A 15,814-nucleotide genomic window follows, 5' to 3' on the forward strand; every position below is an offset into this window, starting at 1 on the left:
CGCGCCCCATTCCCCCGCAGCTTCGCGCTATGGAACCGGGGAAAGGAGCCCCCGATGCCGAAACTGCCGTTCCCCCGCCGCCTTCGCCTGCCGCACCTGCCCCGGCTGCTGCGCCTTCCGATCCGTGCCCTGACCTTCGCGCGCCTGCTGCGCGGCGGGCGGGTCGGCGACGGCGGGCGCCTGCCGCGCTACCTCGGGGTGTTCGTGCTGTCGGCCGGCGCGATCTGGGGCGCGATCGGCGGCTACCTGGCCACCGCACCGCTGCGCTACACTTCGGATCTGTCGTTGATCCTGCCCGGCACCGGCGCCACCGCCTCGGTCAATCTCGACCGGATCGGGCAGGCCTCGACCTCGGCCAACTCGCCCTACACCAACAGCTCGATCAGCCCGACGGAGACCTACAAGCGCCTGCTGGGGGCCACCCGCATCCTCGACACCGCCGCCGCGGCAATGCACATGCAGACCCGCGACTTCGGCAAGCCCCGGATCGAGCTGGTCGATCAGACCGGCCTCATGCACATCAAGCTTACCGGCAACAGCCCCGAGGACGCCCGCGACCGCGCGCGCGCCCTGCTCGACGCCTTCTTCGCCGAGGTCGACGCGCTGCGGTCGGACGAGGCCGAGGTGCGGGCCACCGGCAGCGGCGCCTCGATCGACGAATACCGCAAGTCGGTACAGTCGACGCGAGAACGTATCGCCGAGCTGCAGCACGAAAGCGGCCTGCTTTCGAGCGATCAGTTCGACGCGCTGATCACCGAGACCGAGCGCATGGCCGAGACGCTCCGGACCCAGGCCGCCGAACTTGCCGGGAAGGGCCGCACCGTCACCGCGCTGGAGGCCTCTCTCGGAACGACGCCGGACCTCGCCGCCGCCGCACTGAAGCTGCATGCCGACAGCGAGTTCGGCGCGCTGGCCGGCGCGCTGGCCGAGGCGACCGCCGCGCTGACCAACGCGCAGGCATCCTTTGGCCCCGGCCATCCCCGGGTGCAGGCCGCCGCGGCCGCCAAGCGCACCGCCCGCAAGGCCCTCGAACGCCGGGCCGCCGCGCTGACCGGGCTGCCGGGCGAGGCGCTGGCCCGCCTCGACCTGAGCGACGTCGGCCGCCGGGCGCCGCTTCTCAGCCAGCTGGTCACGCTGGCGGCGGAGCGTACCGGCCTCATGCGCCGGCAGGAGGCGCTTCAGCGGCAATACGACGAGGCGACCGCCCGGCGCGACCGGCTGCTGGGCCCGGCGACCCGGCTCAAGGACCTGCAACGCGACTTCGCCGTTGCCGAGGCCGTGTTCGCCTCGGCCATCGCCCGCGGCCAGACCTCGCGCGCCGACCGCTTCGCCTCCTACCCGCTGGTGCAGGTGCTCGAGGATCCCTCGCTCCCCGAGCGCCCCTCGTCGCCGCGGCGCAAGCTGGCGATCGCGGCCGGCGGGGCGGCGACAATCTTCCTGCTGATAGGCCTTGGCATGGGCTGGCTGCGGCGCCCTCTGATCGACCGGCTGCTGGCCGGGTCCGAGGCCCCGCCCCCCCGGTTCATGGCGGCCGCGGAATGAGCGCCTCCGTCACCCCCCTGCACGGCGCGTCCGCCCGCATGGCGCAGGCGGCCCCCCTGCCCGTCACGGCCCACCTGCCCCCCGCGGCTGCGGTGCTGCCGGCGAACCCGGCCGAGCGGCTGGCCTACGGCGCGATCACCCGGACCTGGCTGTTCTACGCCTTCGGCGCGCTTTACGTCGTCGGGCCGGTGCTGGGCTGGATGCTGGCCGGGCTGGCCGCGCTCGTCCTTTATCTTGGCCCGGCGATCCGGCCCGATCTGCGCGCGCGGGGCCCGGTGCCCCGGCTGGTCTGGGTCTGGTGGGCGGGCATGCTGGTGATGCTGCTGGCGCTCTGGGCCGCGCATCTGGGCTGGGACCTCGGGCTGAAGCAGACCATCAAGTCCTCGGTCGGCTGGGCCAAGGGCTGGGCCCTCCTGCCGCTGTTCATCTTTGCCGGCGCGGTGCTGCCGATCCGGCAGGAGGTGCTGGTGCGGGCGCAATGCCGGCTGGGGCTGTGGACCCTTCTGATCACCCCGATCCTGTTCGCCGCGCCCTATGCCGGGCTGCCCGAGCGGATCTTCACCTCGCCGCTCAAGGCGATCGGCGGCCCGGGGCCGGAGTATTTCTCGGTCTTCCTGTTCACCTGGGATCCGGAAAGCTGGACCCCGCGCTGGCAGTTCTTCGCCCCGTGGTCGCCCTTCGCGGCGCTGCTGGGCGTGATCCAGGTTTCCTTCGCGCTGGAGGAGCGCGACCGCCGCTGGCGCGCCGCCGGGGTCGCCGCCGGGGTCACCATGATCCTGCTGTCGAAATCGCGCATGGGGCTGGTCGGTCTCGTGGCCTGCACCGTGGTGCCGCGCCTTCTGCCGCTGGTGATGCGCGGCTGGGCGTGGAAGGCGCTGGCCGCGGCGACCGCATCGCTTGCCGTCGTGGGCAGCCGGCTGATCGAGGCGCTGCAGGATGCGGTGGCGGCCTTCAAGGGCGCCCGCGCCGACAGCACCCGGGTGCGCGAGGCGCTGCAACGGATCGCCGGCGAGCGCTGGCGCGGCGAGGCCTACTGGTTCGGTCACGGCACGGTGCAGCCCGGCCCGCACATGGTGGAGTTCATGCCGATCGGCAGTCATCACACGTGGTGGGGTCTGCTGTTCGTCAAGGGGCTGGTCGGCTTCCTGGCGCTTCTGGTGCCGCTGGGCTGGCACGTCCTCGTCGTCATGGCCGATGCCGCGCGGGGGCCCCGCGGGCGCCTGCCGCTCAGCATCCTGATGACGATCGTGCTGCTGACCTTCGGCGAGAACCTCGAGATCGAGAGCTACATGATCTGGCCAGGCCTCGTCGTCCTCGGCGCCCACCTGTCCGAGATGGACCGGTCCCGGCGTGCCGCCGCCCGAAAGGCCGCCTAGGGAACGGAGGCCGGCGCCGTCCAACTTGATCAGGCTCAATGACACCGGGCGCGCGGGGTGCGAGCCTGCCCCCGTCGCCAGCGGAAACGGGATCATGACCGGACAGGAGGAAACCCTCGCCTTCCTCGCCACCCCCCGCGCCTTCGGTGGCGCGGCGGGGCCGGTCACGCGGATCGACACCCACGGCGCCGCGATCTTCCTTCATGGCGACACCGCGCTGAAGCTCAAGCGGGCGGTGCGCTACGATTACATGGACCTCTCCACCCCGGAACGCCGGCACGAGATGCTGGCGCGTGAGCTGGCCCTCAACGCCCCCGCCGCCCCCGGGATCTACCGCGACGTCCTGCCGGTGCTGCGCGGCCCGGACGGGTTGCGGCTGGGCCGCGCGGAGGAGACGGGTGATGCGGTCGACTGGGTTCTCAGGATGCACCGCTTCCCCGCCAGCGACGAGCTTGAGGCGGTGGCGGAACGCGGCGCCCTCGACGACGCGCTGGCCGCCGAGACCGGGCGCATGGTGCAGCGCTACCACGCCGCCGCGCCGGTCCGCCCCGGTCGCGGCGCGGCCCTGATCGGCGCGATCCTGGACGAGCTGGACCGCGTCTTCGCCGAGTTCCCACAGGCGGCGGGGACACAAGAAGCGGGGGCACAAGCGGCGGGGGCATGGTCCGTCGAGGCCCGCACCGCGCTGCACCGTGTCGCCCCGCTTCTCGACGCGCGCGCCGCGGCGGGCCACGTGCGGCGCGGCCACGGCGATCTGCACCTGCGCAACATCGTGTTGATCAGCGGCAAGCCCACGCCCTTCGACGCGCTCGAGTTCAGTGAGGAGCTGGGCACCTGCGACGTCCTCTACGACCTCGCTTTCCTGCTCATGGATCTCGGGCACCGGGGGCTGGGTCGCGCCGCAACACAGGCGCTGTCGGCCTATCTCGCCGCGGCCCGGGGCGACGAGGATGCCGGGCTGGCCGCGCTGCCGCTGTTCCTGTCGGTGCGGGCGGCGATCCGGGCGATGGTGCTGTTGCAGACCGATGCCGCGACCGGCACGCCGGGCCGATCTTCCGATGACATCGCCGCCTATCTCGCGCAGGCGCGGGCCGCCCTGGCCCCCGCCCCAGCCCGGCTGGTCGCGGTGGGCGGATTGTCGGGCACCGGCAAGTCGGTGCTGGCGCGCGCGCTCGCGCCGGGGATCGGCCCCGCCCCGGGCGCGGTCATCCTGTCGTCGGACGAGGCGCGCAAGATCGCCGCGGGCGCGGCCGCCGCCACCGCCCTGCCCGGCACCGCCTATGCGCCCGGCGCGCGCGGTGCCGTCTATGCCGGGCTGATGCAACGTGCCGGCGCTATCCTCGCGGCGGGGCATGGCGTGCTGGTCGATGCAACCTTCCTCGACCCCGCGCGGCGCGCGGAGCTGGCCGCGCTCGCCGCCGAGAGCGGGATCCGGGCCGAAGCGCTGTGGCTGACCGCCCCGGCCGAGGTCCTCCATGCCCGGGTCGCCGCGCGCCATGGCGATTGGTCGGATGCCGGGACGGAGGTGCTGGAGCGTCAACTTGCGCAGGCCTCCGCCCCCACAGACTGGTGCAACGTCGATGCCTCCGGCACGCCCGAAACCACCCTTGCCGCCGCCCGCGCCGCACTGGCAGGGCGCTGATCTCCGCCTCCGGCCCGAAGGCTCCTCTTGCCACCCTCTCCCACTTTCGCCCCATGGGACGGCGAAAAGGTGCCGTCCCATGGGGCCACGTTGCGCGCGGTCAACGGAAGGTGCCCGGGGCTTCGCAAGGATGGCCCCGCGACCCGCAGACAGGAGCCTTCGCCATGCCCTCGACACCCCTTCGTGACGCCGTCCATGTCCAGGCCTCGCCGGTGCGCCCGGCCTACCCCGATATCCTCGGCCCCATGCCCGAGCTGACGCTGGCCTGCTGGATCGACCTCGGGCTGAGCGACGCCGAGATCGCGCGATACTTCGGCCTCGATGAACGCTGCGTCTCGGTCCTTACACGACCGGCGCGGATGCGGGCACGTTGGGCCACGCCGTCGATGCCCAGGGCCGCTAAGCTCTGACCGCGCGGGGCCGTTTCGGGGGATCCTGCGCACAGGGCGCCCGATACACTCCGGCGCAATTCGATTCCGAAACGCCATCCTGCCACCGGCCCTTCATGCGAAACTGATCCCGGGGGACAGCCGGTCCCCGGGGGGAGAACGCCGCAGACCGCGTCGAGCGGAGCGGGCAGCGGTGGTCCGATCCCCCCTGCACGACACTGGGGAGGCTGCAATGAACGTCAGGATGGAGAACGCTGACGCCTTGCTGGAAGGCAAACGCCCTGCCACAGCAGTGCCAGGCGTCGCAACAGAAGCACTCTGCCCGGGCGCGCCGACCCACGGGGCACGCCCCCGCCGCGTCGACCTGGCGGCCAGGGCCTGCCGCAATTGCCCGGCCCGGTCGGGGGGATTCTGCGGCAACCTTCCCGCGCACCTTCTGCCGCGCCTCTCGCGGCTTGCGGCCCCCGCGACCCATACCGCCGAACACTGGCTTTGGGATCTCGACGGCGAGGGCCGGTTCGTGACGGTGGTACGCGCGGGCTACCTGCGCCTGCTGCGCTATTCCAGCGGCGGGCGGCGGCTGGTCCTCGGCATCGCCGGCCCGGGCGCCATGGTCGGTGAGATCCTGCCCCACCGCGGCCGCTACGGCGTCGAATGCGCCACCGACGTGACACTTTGCACCTTCGGTCGGGCCGCACTGGAGCGGCTGGAGCACGAGGACGCGGGCTTTCGCCGCACGCTCCATGCCGAGCGCCGCCGGGCGCTGGGGGCGCTGCAGGACCATATCTGGATGCGCGGGCTGCAGACGCCCGAGGAGCGGCTGGCCTCCTTCCTGTCCCGCGCGACCCAGATGCTGCCCTACCAGACGTTGCCGGACGGCGGCGGGGTGCTGACCCTCGAGATTCCGCGCGCCGACATCGCCGATCTGGTCGGCACCAGCCGCGAGACCATCAGCCGCATCACGCACCGCTGGCAGGACGAGGGGCTGATCGCCATCCCCGACGGCGGCCATCTCGTCATCCGTGACCCCGCGCAACTGGCACGCCGCGGCGGCCTGTCCCCGACCCGGCGCCGCGGGCCGACGACCGGAAGACCGGTGCATCTGCACTACCTCTAACGGCCCGGCGAAAACGGGGGCTGCCCCCCCCCTTCGCCCGGCCTCCCCACATCCCTTCGAACAGGCGGACAGCACGCTTTGGCGCGCCAGGCAAGCTATGGTTTCTCATAGATTGCCGAAGTTTGCCCATGAGGCTCATCTTCCCGTGATCGGTCCGTGAAGGGCCGGCATCTCGTTGACGACTGAATTCGGGGATTCTCATGCGGTACAAACTTCAGATCATGGCCAGCGCGGCGTGCCTTGCCCTTGCGGCCTGCGGCGGCAGCAGCAGCACACCGAGCAGTACGGCAAGCGGGGCGGCAAGCGCCTCGGCCAGCGGATCGACCAGCGCCTCGTCGAGCGGATCGAGCCTGAGCGCCGCCGACGCGCAGACGGTCGTGGCCTCCTACGACGATAACCAGGCGCGGATCGACAGCGGTGCGCTGACTACCACCAGCCCGACCGGGCAGGCGGACATGTCGGGCTATGTCGGCGTCACCGACAACGCAGGCACCATGGCCGTCGGCGACCTGAACATGAGCGTCGACTTCGACGGCGGCAAGGTGACGGGGACCGCGTCGAACTTCGGGCTTTACGACGACACCGACGCCATGACGAAGCAAGGGGATGCCAGCGGATCGCTGGGCGTGACGGGCACCGTCTCGGGCTCGTCGATGACCGCGAAGGCCAGCGGCACGCTGAGCGACGGCTCGACCCCTGCGGACGTCTCGCTCGGCATGAACGGCAAATTCTACGACGACAACGGAACGCTCCTCGTGCAGGGCACCGCCTCGGGCACGGTCACCAATTCGGACGGGACCAGCGCACTCGACGGCGGCTTCTTCGCCACCAAGAACTGAGCCGTCGGACCGGCAGCTGAAGGCCGGGGGAGACCCCGGCCTTTTCCATCCCGAATTTCCAGTTCCATGGTGGTGCAACGCGATGCGCGCATGCCTTTCCATGGCCCGGCTTGCCGTTGCCGCGGCCTGCCTCTGGGCCGGCGCCGGCAGCCTGCACGCCCGGCCCGCAGATCCCCCGCGCACGGCATCCGATCTGGTCGCGCTGGCGGACAGGGCCCTGGCGCAGGGCAAGGTCGGGCCCGCGCTGGTGATGTACGGCGACGTCGTCTCTCAGGTACCGCGCTACGCGCCGGCGCGGGCCGGCCTGCGCCGGGCGCTGGCCCGGCTGGGATCGCCGCGCCGCGCCGAGGGCGTGCTGCGCTATTTCCTGGCCGAGAACCCCACGCGCGAGGCGGCCCTGCTTGCGGCGTGGCAGACCCTCGACCGGGTCGCGCCGTTCCGGGTCTCGGCCACGGCGGCGCTGCTGCCCTCGACCAATGTCGACCGCGTGGCCTCGGAACGCTATCTGGTGACCGGCTACGGCACGTTCCGGATCCGGGACGGCGGGCAGCAGAAGTCGGGGATGGGCGCGGCCTTCGGCGTCAACCTCGACTGGTACATCCACCCGCGACCGGGCCATCGCTTCCGACTGAGCGCGATGCTCTCGGGGGCGTGGTTCAGCCGCGCCCACCTGCGGTTCGCCGAACCCGGGGTGTCGGTCGGCTACGAACACCTGCGCGGCCGGGCGCCCTGGTCGGCGCAGATCTACCTGCGGCGGCGGGCCTATGACGGCACCGAGGGCGACGTGACCGGCGACCGGCTCACCCTCGGCGCCGGTTTCGTCAAGACCTGGCGGGTGAAGCGGGGCGACCGGGTGACCCTGCGCCTGAGCAGCGAATACCAGCGGTTTTCCGAACAGCCCTATTTTTCCGGGCCCCGCCATCACATTGGCCTGGACCGGAGCCAGCCGGTCGGAAAGACCGGGCGGCTGAGCTACGGGATCAGCCTCGACCGTGCGCGGCCGGCGAAGGATTACCACCGCTACACCGGGATCGCCATCAGCGCAGGCTACGAGCGCCGGCTGATGAAAGGCCTGCGCGGCGGGATCTGGATCGCGCTGGGAGAACAGCGCTACGATGCGCCCTTCCCGCTGGTCGGGGTCCGGCGCCACGACCGTATCGCCTCGATCGGGATCAGTGCCCAGCTTACCCGGGTGCGGATCTGGGGGCAGAAACCGCGGCTCTACTGCGGGGTGCGGCGCAACCGGTCGAATGTCGCACTTTATACCACGCGGTCGATCGACTGCAGCATGTCGCTGACGGTGGACTTCTGACCCGCATGCCGGGATCGGGGCCAGTGGATCGGGGCCCGAACCTCAGGCCCGAACCTCAGGCCCGCACACTCAGACCCGCAGACTCAGGCCCGCACACTCAGGAATCCGTCGCCCGCCTGCCGGGCAGCGCGGCAACGTGGGCCGCGAGGGCCGGAAAATGCTGACTCATCACGAAATGCCCGGCGTTCTCGATGCGCAGGAACTCGGCCCCCGGCAGGCTTGCGGCCAGGGTTTCGATCTCGTCGGCGGGGCTGATCGTGTCCTCGGCCCCGTGGATGAAGGTGACGTCGCCGTCAAGCGCCCTCAGGTCGGCCACCCAGTTGCGCTGAAGGCCGCGGATTTCGTCCATCGAGCTGCGGGTCGCGACGTTGGCGATCAGGCGCAGCCAATCGAAGAAATGCGGTTGCGCGCACATCTCCTCGACCGTCGCCAGATCCGGCGGCGAGTGGCGGTAGAGGTGGCGCAGCCCCTTGCGCGCCAGCGTCGGCACGCGGGCCAGCGCGTTGTAGACCCGCGCCAGACCGGCAGTCACCCGGACGTCGCGCCGCAGCTTGTCGGAGATCTCGGCATAGATCGTCGGGCGGTGCTCGGCGCCAGGCATCGCCATCGGCTGCGGCGTCGCCGTCAGCATCAGGTGATCGACCAGCCCCGGGTTGTGACGTGCGAAGTGGATCGCCCAGGACACGCCCGCGCTTTCGCCCAGGCAGATCACCGGCGCCTCGGCGAGGTAGTCGACGGTATCGGCCAGCGCCCGCATCAGGCGTGTCATCCTGCGGTCGCTGTCACCCGGCATCCCGGCACCGTCGAGGAAGTGGCGCGGCACGACAAGCCAGCGCAGGCCATTGCGCCGCAGCACTTCGGCCATGTCGTCGCGGAAGACCAGCGGGGTCAGCATGTTGTGGAAATACAGGATCGGCCGGCCGTGACGCGCGCCGAATTCCCAGATCGGCAGATCCAGATCGTCGCCGGCCGTGATCGTGTTGACGACCACATCGCCGCCGAACTGGCGCTTGACCAGCGCCGCCTCCGGCCGCCGTTGCAGCGTGGGCAGCAGGCCGTCCATCACCATCGCCGTGATCTCAAGCGTCAGCCCGCGCAGGAGCGCGGTCTGGCTGTCGGCACCGAACTTGTCGAGCACGACCTGCACCTGCTTGCGCTTGGTGTCGTAGGATGCGCCAAGCGCCGCGGCCGCCGCCTTGAGATTACGCCCGGCGAGAAGCTGCGCCAACAGCTGGTATTCGCTGTTCGACAGATCCGGCCCCTGGGGCGCAATGGCAGAGAGGCCCGGAAGCCCGCCGGGCCCGATCTGCACCGCGACAAAGGCAAGGTGTTGCGGTGCGTCGTCCCATTGCTCGATCCTGTCGTAGAGGAAATAGAGCCGCCCCTCGGCCACCACGAAGGCGCAGCCGCTGGCCGAATGGCGCGGCATCAGTAGGGTTGCGGGAAAGCCCGCCTCCTGATCGGGCAGGAACGGCTCGATCTGCCTCAGCCCGCCTGTATCGTAGAGGTTCACCGGAAACCCGGACCGCGCGAAATGGCGGTGAAAGAACCTTTCGCTTTCACTCTCGCGCTCCGGCCGGGTCAGCAGTTCCTCTTCCGGCGGAAGGTTCAGCGCGTGGGAACGCGGCAGAACCGAAATCAGCGTCTCTACGAATTGCGACCCGCGCCCGCGCGGCGGCACTCTGGACATCACGCACATTCCCCATCTTGCGGGGGGAGTTAAGCGGGCCCTGCGTCTCACGACAAGATCACGGCGCGGATATTCCTCCGTGATCGCCCCCAACACCGAATTTTCCCTGCATTCGTTGCCATACCCCCCCAAAGGGGGGCGAAGCGGGGCCCCGCCCGCCCCTAGCCTTTCGCCTTGAGCCGCCTTCGGGCGCGATCGCCTCGCAGAGGGACGCACCGGGACACAGGCGACGGATGACACAGGCGACGGATGGGGAACGCAGGAATGGCGGGCATACCGATGATCAGCACGCGCCGGGACGCGGCGGGGTCGCAGGCGGCGGGGTCACAGGCAGCGCAGGGAACGCCGATGCTTCTCTGGCTCGACGTGGCGCCGGATGGCCGCGTGCTGTCTGCCGACCCGGTCACGCGAGAGGTCGTGGGCCCCGCCGTGCATGACGGCGGGGTCTTCCTCGTAGAACCCCGGCGCGCCTTTCTCGCGGCACTCGACCGCGCCGACGATTGCGAGGATCCGGTGCCCAGCGTGCTGCACCCCGATACCGGCGGCGACCCGGCCCTCGTGCAGGTCAACATCCTGCCATTCAAGCCGGGCCGGATCCGGATCGTGCTGTTCGTGGAGCCGGAGGCCCTGGCGGATCCGGAACCGACCGCATCCCCCCTGACCCGCCGCGAGCACGCGGTGCTCGAACTGCTGGCGGCCGGGTACAGGCGCGACCGGATCGCGTGGGAGCTGAACATCTCGCTGCCCACGGTGGACCTGCATGCGCGCAACCTGAGGCGCAAGCTCTCTGCGCTGACCACCTCCGAGGCGGTGGCTACCGCCACCCGGATCGGCCTTGTACGACGGTAGCCCCGGCACCGGGCGCAGGCGCCCGCTACTCAGCCATAGATCAGATGCGGGATGAACAGGGAGATCTGCGGGATGTAGGTGATCAGCATCAGCACGATCAGGTTGACCAGCACGAAGGGCCAGACACCGCGGATGATCTCGTTCACCGGCTTGCCCAGTGTCGAGGAGGCGACGAAGATATCCAGCCCGAACGGTGGCGTGATCATCCCGAGGCAGACGTTCAGCGTGACGATCATGCCGAAATGCACGGGGTCCACGCCAAAGCTCATCGCCACCGGATAGAGCGGCGGCACGAGGACCAGCACGGTCGAGTTCGGATCGACGAACATCCCCGCGATGAAGAAGCAGAGGTTCACCACGATCAGGAAGGTGATCCGCCCGGCATCGGCACTTTGCAAAAGCGCGATGATCTCGTTCGGCACCTGTGCCAGCGTCACGAAGAACGAGATCAGCCCGCCCATCGCCAGCAGCACGAAGATGATCGCGGTGTTGATCGCGCTCTGCTCGGTGATCTCCACCAGCCCCTTCCAGCCGAGCGAGCGGAACACCACCATCTCGACAAGGATCGCGTAGACCACGCTGACGGCGGCGGCCTCGGTCGGGGTGATGATGCCGGAGTAGATTCCGACCAGGATGATCACCGGCATGCCAAGCGCCCACTTTGCCTGCCAGAGCGTCCGCAACCGCACGCCCCAAGGCATGCGCGGGCTGAGGGTGACGCCGTCGCGCGCCGCCTGGATCCGGACGAAGACCGCGAAGGCCAGCCCCAGCACCACGCCGACGGCCAGCCCGCCGGCGAACAGCTTGGCGATCGAGGTGCCGGTGATCCAGCCGTAGACGATCAGCGTGATCGAGGGCGGGATCAGCAGCGCCGTCTCGGCCGAGGCGACCAGCAGGCCGAGGCTGAACTTTTCCGAATACCCCGCCGCGCGCATCTCGGGATAGACCATCCGGCCCATCGCGGCGACGGTCGCGGGCGCCGAGCCGGAGACCGACCCGAAGGCCATCGACCCGCCGACGACGACATGGCCGATGCCGCCCCGCGTGTGGCCCACCAGCGCGGTGACGACGCCCAGAAGCTGCCGCGCGATCTGGCCCGAACCCATCAGGTTCGCCGCGAAGATGAAGAACGGGATCGCCAGCAGCGTGGCGTGGTCGACGCCCCCCACCATCTTCTGCACCACCGCCGCATCGGGCAGGCTGCCCCAGAAACCCGCCTTGTAGGCAAGCGCCGGCACACCCAGCACCAGAAGCATCTCGAATCCGGCGAACAGCAGCGCGACGGCCAGCAGGAGGATCAGCGCCAGAAGCATCACACGGCCTCCTCTTGCGTGGCGTAGCGGTCGATGACGCCGAAGAGGCTTAGCCCGTAGCGCAGCGCCAGCAGGACGAACCCGGCGACGGGCGCGAGGTAGATGATCCCCATCGGCACCCCCAGCGTCGGCGAGGTCTGCCCCGAGCGCAGCACGAACTGCACGAGTTCCAGCGCCAGCCATGCGACGTAGAGCGAAAAGGCCAGCCCCACCACGTCGATCACCTTGAGCAGCCCCAGCAGCAGCGGCCGGGGCAGCCGCGCGCGCATGTTGGTGATGCCCACGTGCTTGCCCCGTTCCAGCGCCAGCCCGAGGGCCAGGAATACGAGGAACAGGTTCATCATGCGCACCGCCTCCTCGATCCAGGCGAAGTCGCTGGCGAAGGTGCCGCCGATCTCTCGCGTGACGACAGAGCCGGTATAGAGCAGAACCATCGTCAGGAAGAGCACGACCAGCACGGCCCTTTCGATCTTCCTCAGCAGGGTGAGGGCTTTCATCGCGATGTCCTTGACTGGGAACGGGCCGATAACGAGAGGGGCCTATAACGAATGGGGCCCATAAGGAAAGGGCCCGCCACAGGCGAGCCCCGGAAGCCTGCCCGCGCCGCCAGCCCGGCGCGGGCTCTCGGTGCGCGGGCCGCCGATGCGCGGCGCGCCGGGTCTACTGCAGCTTGGCCATCTGCTGCTTGTAGACATCCATCAGCTTCTTGCCGGCATCGCCCGTTTTCGAGAGATAGGCATCGACCGAGGGCTGGAACATCACCTCGCGCAGCGCCGCGCGTTCCTTGGCATCGGCCACGCGGACGTTGGTGCCACTGGCCTCGATCTTGGCAAGCGCCTCCTTCACCGCGGCGGCCTTGTGCGCGGTCAGCGCGGGGACCTGCTCGGCAAAGGTGTCGCGGATGATCTTCTGGTAATCCTTGGGCAGCTTGTTCCACCATGCCGGATTGAACAGGATCACATCCTCCATCGCACCATGGTCCGAGACCAGCAGGTATTTCTGCACCTCGTAGAACTTCATCGACACGATCGTGTCGAGCGGGTTCTCCTCGCCGTCGACCACCCCGGTCTGAAGCGAGGTATACAGCTCCCCGAAGGGCAGCGCGATCGCCGAGGCGCCAAGGGAATCGAACTGCTTGATCAGGATCGCGCTGTCCATCACCCGGAATTTCTGGCCCTTGAAATCGGCGATGTTGGCGATCGGCTTGTTCGAGGTGAATTCCTTCTTGCCGTTGGGCCAGAGGCCGACGGCCACCATCCCCTTGTCGGCAAAGCTGGCCAGCAGGTCCTGCCCGAACGGCCCCTCGCGCAGCGCCTCGGCCTTCTTCGGATCGGCCGGCAGCAGGTAGGGAATGTCGAGGATCGACACCAGCGGGTTGAACCCTCCGAGGAAGGCCGCGGGCGCGACGGTGCCCTCGATCGTGCCCAGCTGCACGCCCTCGTTCATCTCGCGCTGGCTGCCCAGCTGGCCCTGCGGAAAGATCTTGAAGGTGACATGGCCGTCGGTCCGCTCATGCACCAGCTTCGCCACCTTCTCCAGATAGATGTTGCGGGTCTGCTGGGCGCTTTCGAGATGGCCGATCTTGGCCACGTAATCCTGCGCCATGGCCGGCGCCGCAAGGCCGAGGCCAAGCGCGGCCAGCGCGGAAACAAGCAGCGAACTCCTGAGCATGAAACACTCCCCGTGATCTTTCTTGATTGCTACGGGCGGAGAATCGGCCGCCCGGCGGGGATCGTCAACACGGAAAATCTAAAAATTGAGACCTGCGGAACCCTTAGCGACCGTTCGGTATTTCGCGCTGAAAAATTACGCAGTCCCCGCCCCGTGGCGTTCGATCAGTGTCTCGACATGATCCGCCGCCTCGCGCCCCTTGAGCGACGAGGACCAGAGCCCCTGCGCGATTCCCTCGTGCAGCTCCAGGGCCTCCGGGGCCGCAGTGATCATCCCGACGCCGACCCGGATATTGGGGTTCGGCCCCAGCCGGAACGGGCTGATGCAGAGGGTGGCCTCGCCGCCCCTGCGCACGATCTGGAACGAGGTCGCGGGGATCGGCTCGCACGCGATGCCGATCTGGATACCGATATCGGGTTCACGCAGCATGGCGGCGATGTTGCGGGCCTCGCGCAGGGCCATGCGGCGGCGCATCTCACGCACGTCCGGTGGAAGGTCGCCGCGACCCACCATCCCCTCGCGCAGGAGGCGCGCGATATCCGCATCCGACATGATCGACGCCAGCAAGGGCCGCCGGCTGGCAAACCGCGCCTTGCGCCGGGCCAGGATCGAGAGGATCCGCGACACATCATCGGCGCGCTCGGGGCCGCTCCCCTCGTGCAGGACATCGGCCAGGTCCGCGTCGTACCCCCCGGTCGTGACGAGGTAGGAGATCGGGGTGAAGAGCCCGATGATCTGGTCGCTGTCCTCCTCGATCTGACGCAGGCGTTCGAAAAAGCTGACGGGGTCGGCGAGGTATTCGATCCCCACCCCCAGAAGTGACGGCAGCGAGACGTGCAACTCCTCGGCGATGGCGTTGAGCATCTCGATCTTGGCAATCTCGCCCTTTTCCGCGCGGTAGAGCGCCGCCCGGGAAATCCCCAGACGGCGGGCGAGGTCTTCCGGCGACAGGCCGCGGCCAAGCCTGTAGCCGCGCAGCCGCGCGCCGACCTCCACGAAACTCCCCCTGCTGGAACCCGCCATGTCCGTCCTTGCCGCCCGATGTCCGTTTGCCGCAGTCTTTCCGGCGTCTCGGGATTGATCAAGCTGTCCACGATCCGACGCAGGATCGGCCAGCGGCAGACCAATTCCACGCCAAACCATTGAAACCAAAACGGTAAAGCCAGCACCTCTGAATCATTCTGGAAATACAAAATTTTGGACCCACGCGCATTTCCGCCCGTTTTTCAGGCGAAATCCTGGGGGCCGTCGAAATCAGCCACCACCGTCGACAAATTGCGACAGAAGACGTCCGGCGGCACGTGTGCGCCGTTGTCCCCGCCCTCAGACAACGGTCCGGAAGAAGGGAACGCCCCCGCGACCCGAGCCTTCAGGGTTCGTCGCCCCTAGGGTTCGCCGCCACCATAGGCATCGATGAGCGATTGCAGCGCGGCCTCCAGCGCTGCGAACTGCGGCCCCAGTTCGGCCTGGATCCGGGCCTGGAACGACGTGGCCATCGGCAGGACATCGGTCATCATCGCCTCCCCCGCCTCGGTCAGCGATAGCAGAAGCAGGCGCCGGTCCTTCGGATTCTCGCGCTTGCTGACGACGCCGCGCTCCTCCAGCCGCGAGACGGTCCGGCTGATCGTCGACTTGTCCATCACCACCCGGTTCTGGATGTCACGCACCGAGGCCTTCCCGGCATAGGCGAGGTGCACGAGCACCCGCCAGTCGGCGACCGATATGCCGTAACGCTCGCGGTACTGGGCCGCCAGCGTCTCGCTCAGCAACTGTGCCGCGAGGGCCATGCGATAGGGCGTGAAATGCGCCAGGTCGAACGCGGGATAGCGCCCGCCCCCGCCCGTCTTGTCGGCTTGCTCGTTCATCGCGCCATTTCGCTCCGAAGCCCGGGATCTTGCAAGACACCAATCGTTGCGCTCGCAACAATCTCTTGACTTCGTTGCAGCCGCAACGATATTTCGTCGCAGGGAATGGAGCTGCGCACGACTCGGATCGACGGCCTCGGAAGGCCTGGTCAGCCGAACGGCGCCTGCAGGGACTGGAGGGCATTATGACGCGTCATTCTTTGCCGGAG

At 69.2% G+C, this 15,814-nt stretch carries 14 protein-coding genes; 8 read left to right on the forward strand and 6 right to left on the reverse strand.

The genetic code is table 11. The annotated features are described in order from the left end of the window. Window positions 1–54: 54 nt before the first annotated feature. The 7 genes from CVV76_RS04380 to CVV76_RS04405 all read left to right on the forward strand — a co-directional run bounded on the left by CVV76_RS04380 (window position 55) and on the right by CVV76_RS04405 (window position 8,217). Window positions 55–1,542, forward strand: a complete 1,488-nt coding sequence (locus tag CVV76_RS04380; RefSeq protein WP_102223392.1) for a GumC domain-containing protein — start codon at window positions 55–57, stop codon at window positions 1,540–1,542. Window positions 1,543–1,580: 38 nt separating this feature from the next. Further along, on the forward strand, window positions 1,581–2,918 hold the full coding sequence (locus CVV76_RS04385; RefSeq protein WP_102223440.1) for a capsular biosynthesis protein: 1,338 nt from the start codon (window positions 1,581–1,583) through the stop codon (window positions 2,916–2,918). Between the two features lie 94 nt (window positions 2,919–3,012). Beyond that, window positions 3,013–4,560, forward strand: coding sequence for a bifunctional aminoglycoside phosphotransferase/ATP-binding protein (locus tag CVV76_RS04390; RefSeq protein ID WP_102223393.1), 1,548 nt, complete (start codon window positions 3,013–3,015; stop codon window positions 4,558–4,560). A gap of 164 nt (window positions 4,561–4,724) precedes the next feature. After that, window positions 4,725–4,970, forward strand: a complete 246-nt coding sequence (locus CVV76_RS24595; RefSeq protein ID WP_146010242.1) for a hypothetical protein — start codon at window positions 4,725–4,727, stop codon at window positions 4,968–4,970. 211 nt (window positions 4,971–5,181) lie between these two features. Further along, entirely contained in the window at window positions 5,182–6,066 is an 885-nt protein-coding gene (locus CVV76_RS04395) for a Crp/Fnr family transcriptional regulator (RefSeq protein WP_158243093.1), read from the forward strand. Between the two features lie 200 nt (window positions 6,067–6,266). Continuing rightward, entirely contained in the window at window positions 6,267–6,905 is a 639-nt protein-coding gene (locus CVV76_RS04400; RefSeq protein ID WP_102223395.1) for a hypothetical protein, read from the forward strand. An 82-nt stretch (window positions 6,906–6,987) separates the two neighbouring features. Then, entirely contained in the window at window positions 6,988–8,217 is a 1,230-nt protein-coding gene (locus CVV76_RS04405; protein ID WP_102223396.1) for a surface lipoprotein assembly modifier, read from the forward strand. A 97-nt stretch (window positions 8,218–8,314) separates the two neighbouring features. On the opposite strand, the gene CVV76_RS04410 is transcribed toward CVV76_RS04405, so the two are convergent. Beyond that, a complete protein-coding gene (locus CVV76_RS04410) occupies window positions 8,315–9,907 on the reverse strand; it encodes an alpha/beta fold hydrolase (RefSeq protein WP_146010243.1) in 1,593 nt (530 codons plus the stop codon). A 264-nt stretch (window positions 9,908–10,171) separates the two neighbouring features. Between CVV76_RS04410 and CVV76_RS04415 the strand changes: the two genes are divergently transcribed. Next, window positions 10,172–10,756, forward strand: a complete 585-nt coding sequence (locus CVV76_RS04415) for a helix-turn-helix transcriptional regulator (protein ID WP_158243094.1) — start codon at window positions 10,172–10,174, stop codon at window positions 10,754–10,756. Window positions 10,757–10,785: 29 nt separating this feature from the next. Here the strand turns inward: CVV76_RS04415 and CVV76_RS04420 are convergent, their stop codons facing one another. The 5 genes from CVV76_RS04420 to CVV76_RS04440 form a co-directional block, all read right to left on the reverse strand. After that, a complete protein-coding gene (locus CVV76_RS04420; protein ID WP_102223399.1) occupies window positions 10,786–12,069 on the reverse strand; it encodes a TRAP transporter large permease in 1,284 nt (427 codons plus the stop codon). Further along, a complete protein-coding gene (locus tag CVV76_RS04425; RefSeq protein ID WP_102223400.1) occupies window positions 12,069–12,566 on the reverse strand; it encodes a TRAP transporter small permease in 498 nt (165 codons plus the stop codon). The genes CVV76_RS04420 and CVV76_RS04425 overlap by 1 nt, the downstream gene beginning before the upstream one ends. Before the next feature lie 163 nt (window positions 12,567–12,729). Further along, the gene (locus CVV76_RS04430) at window positions 12,730–13,740 is read right to left on the reverse strand and encodes a TRAP transporter substrate-binding protein (protein ID WP_102223401.1); all 1,011 of its coding nucleotides are present in this window, start codon (window positions 13,738–13,740) and stop codon (window positions 12,730–12,732) included. Window positions 13,741–13,875: 135 nt separating this feature from the next. Continuing rightward, window positions 13,876–14,763, reverse strand: a complete 888-nt coding sequence (locus tag CVV76_RS04435; RefSeq protein ID WP_102223402.1) for a helix-turn-helix domain-containing protein — start codon at window positions 14,761–14,763, stop codon at window positions 13,876–13,878. Between the two features lie 362 nt (window positions 14,764–15,125). Continuing rightward, window positions 15,126–15,605 (reverse strand): MarR family winged helix-turn-helix transcriptional regulator, encoded by a 480-nt coding sequence (locus CVV76_RS04440; protein WP_102223403.1) that lies wholly within the window; start codon window positions 15,603–15,605, stop codon window positions 15,126–15,128. Window positions 15,606–15,814 lie beyond the last annotated feature (209 nt).

The sequence above is a fragment of the Acidimangrovimonas sediminis genome (assembly GCF_002871005.1).
Taxonomy (GTDB): Bacteria; Pseudomonadota; Alphaproteobacteria; order Rhodobacterales; family Rhodobacteraceae; genus Acidimangrovimonas; species Acidimangrovimonas sediminis.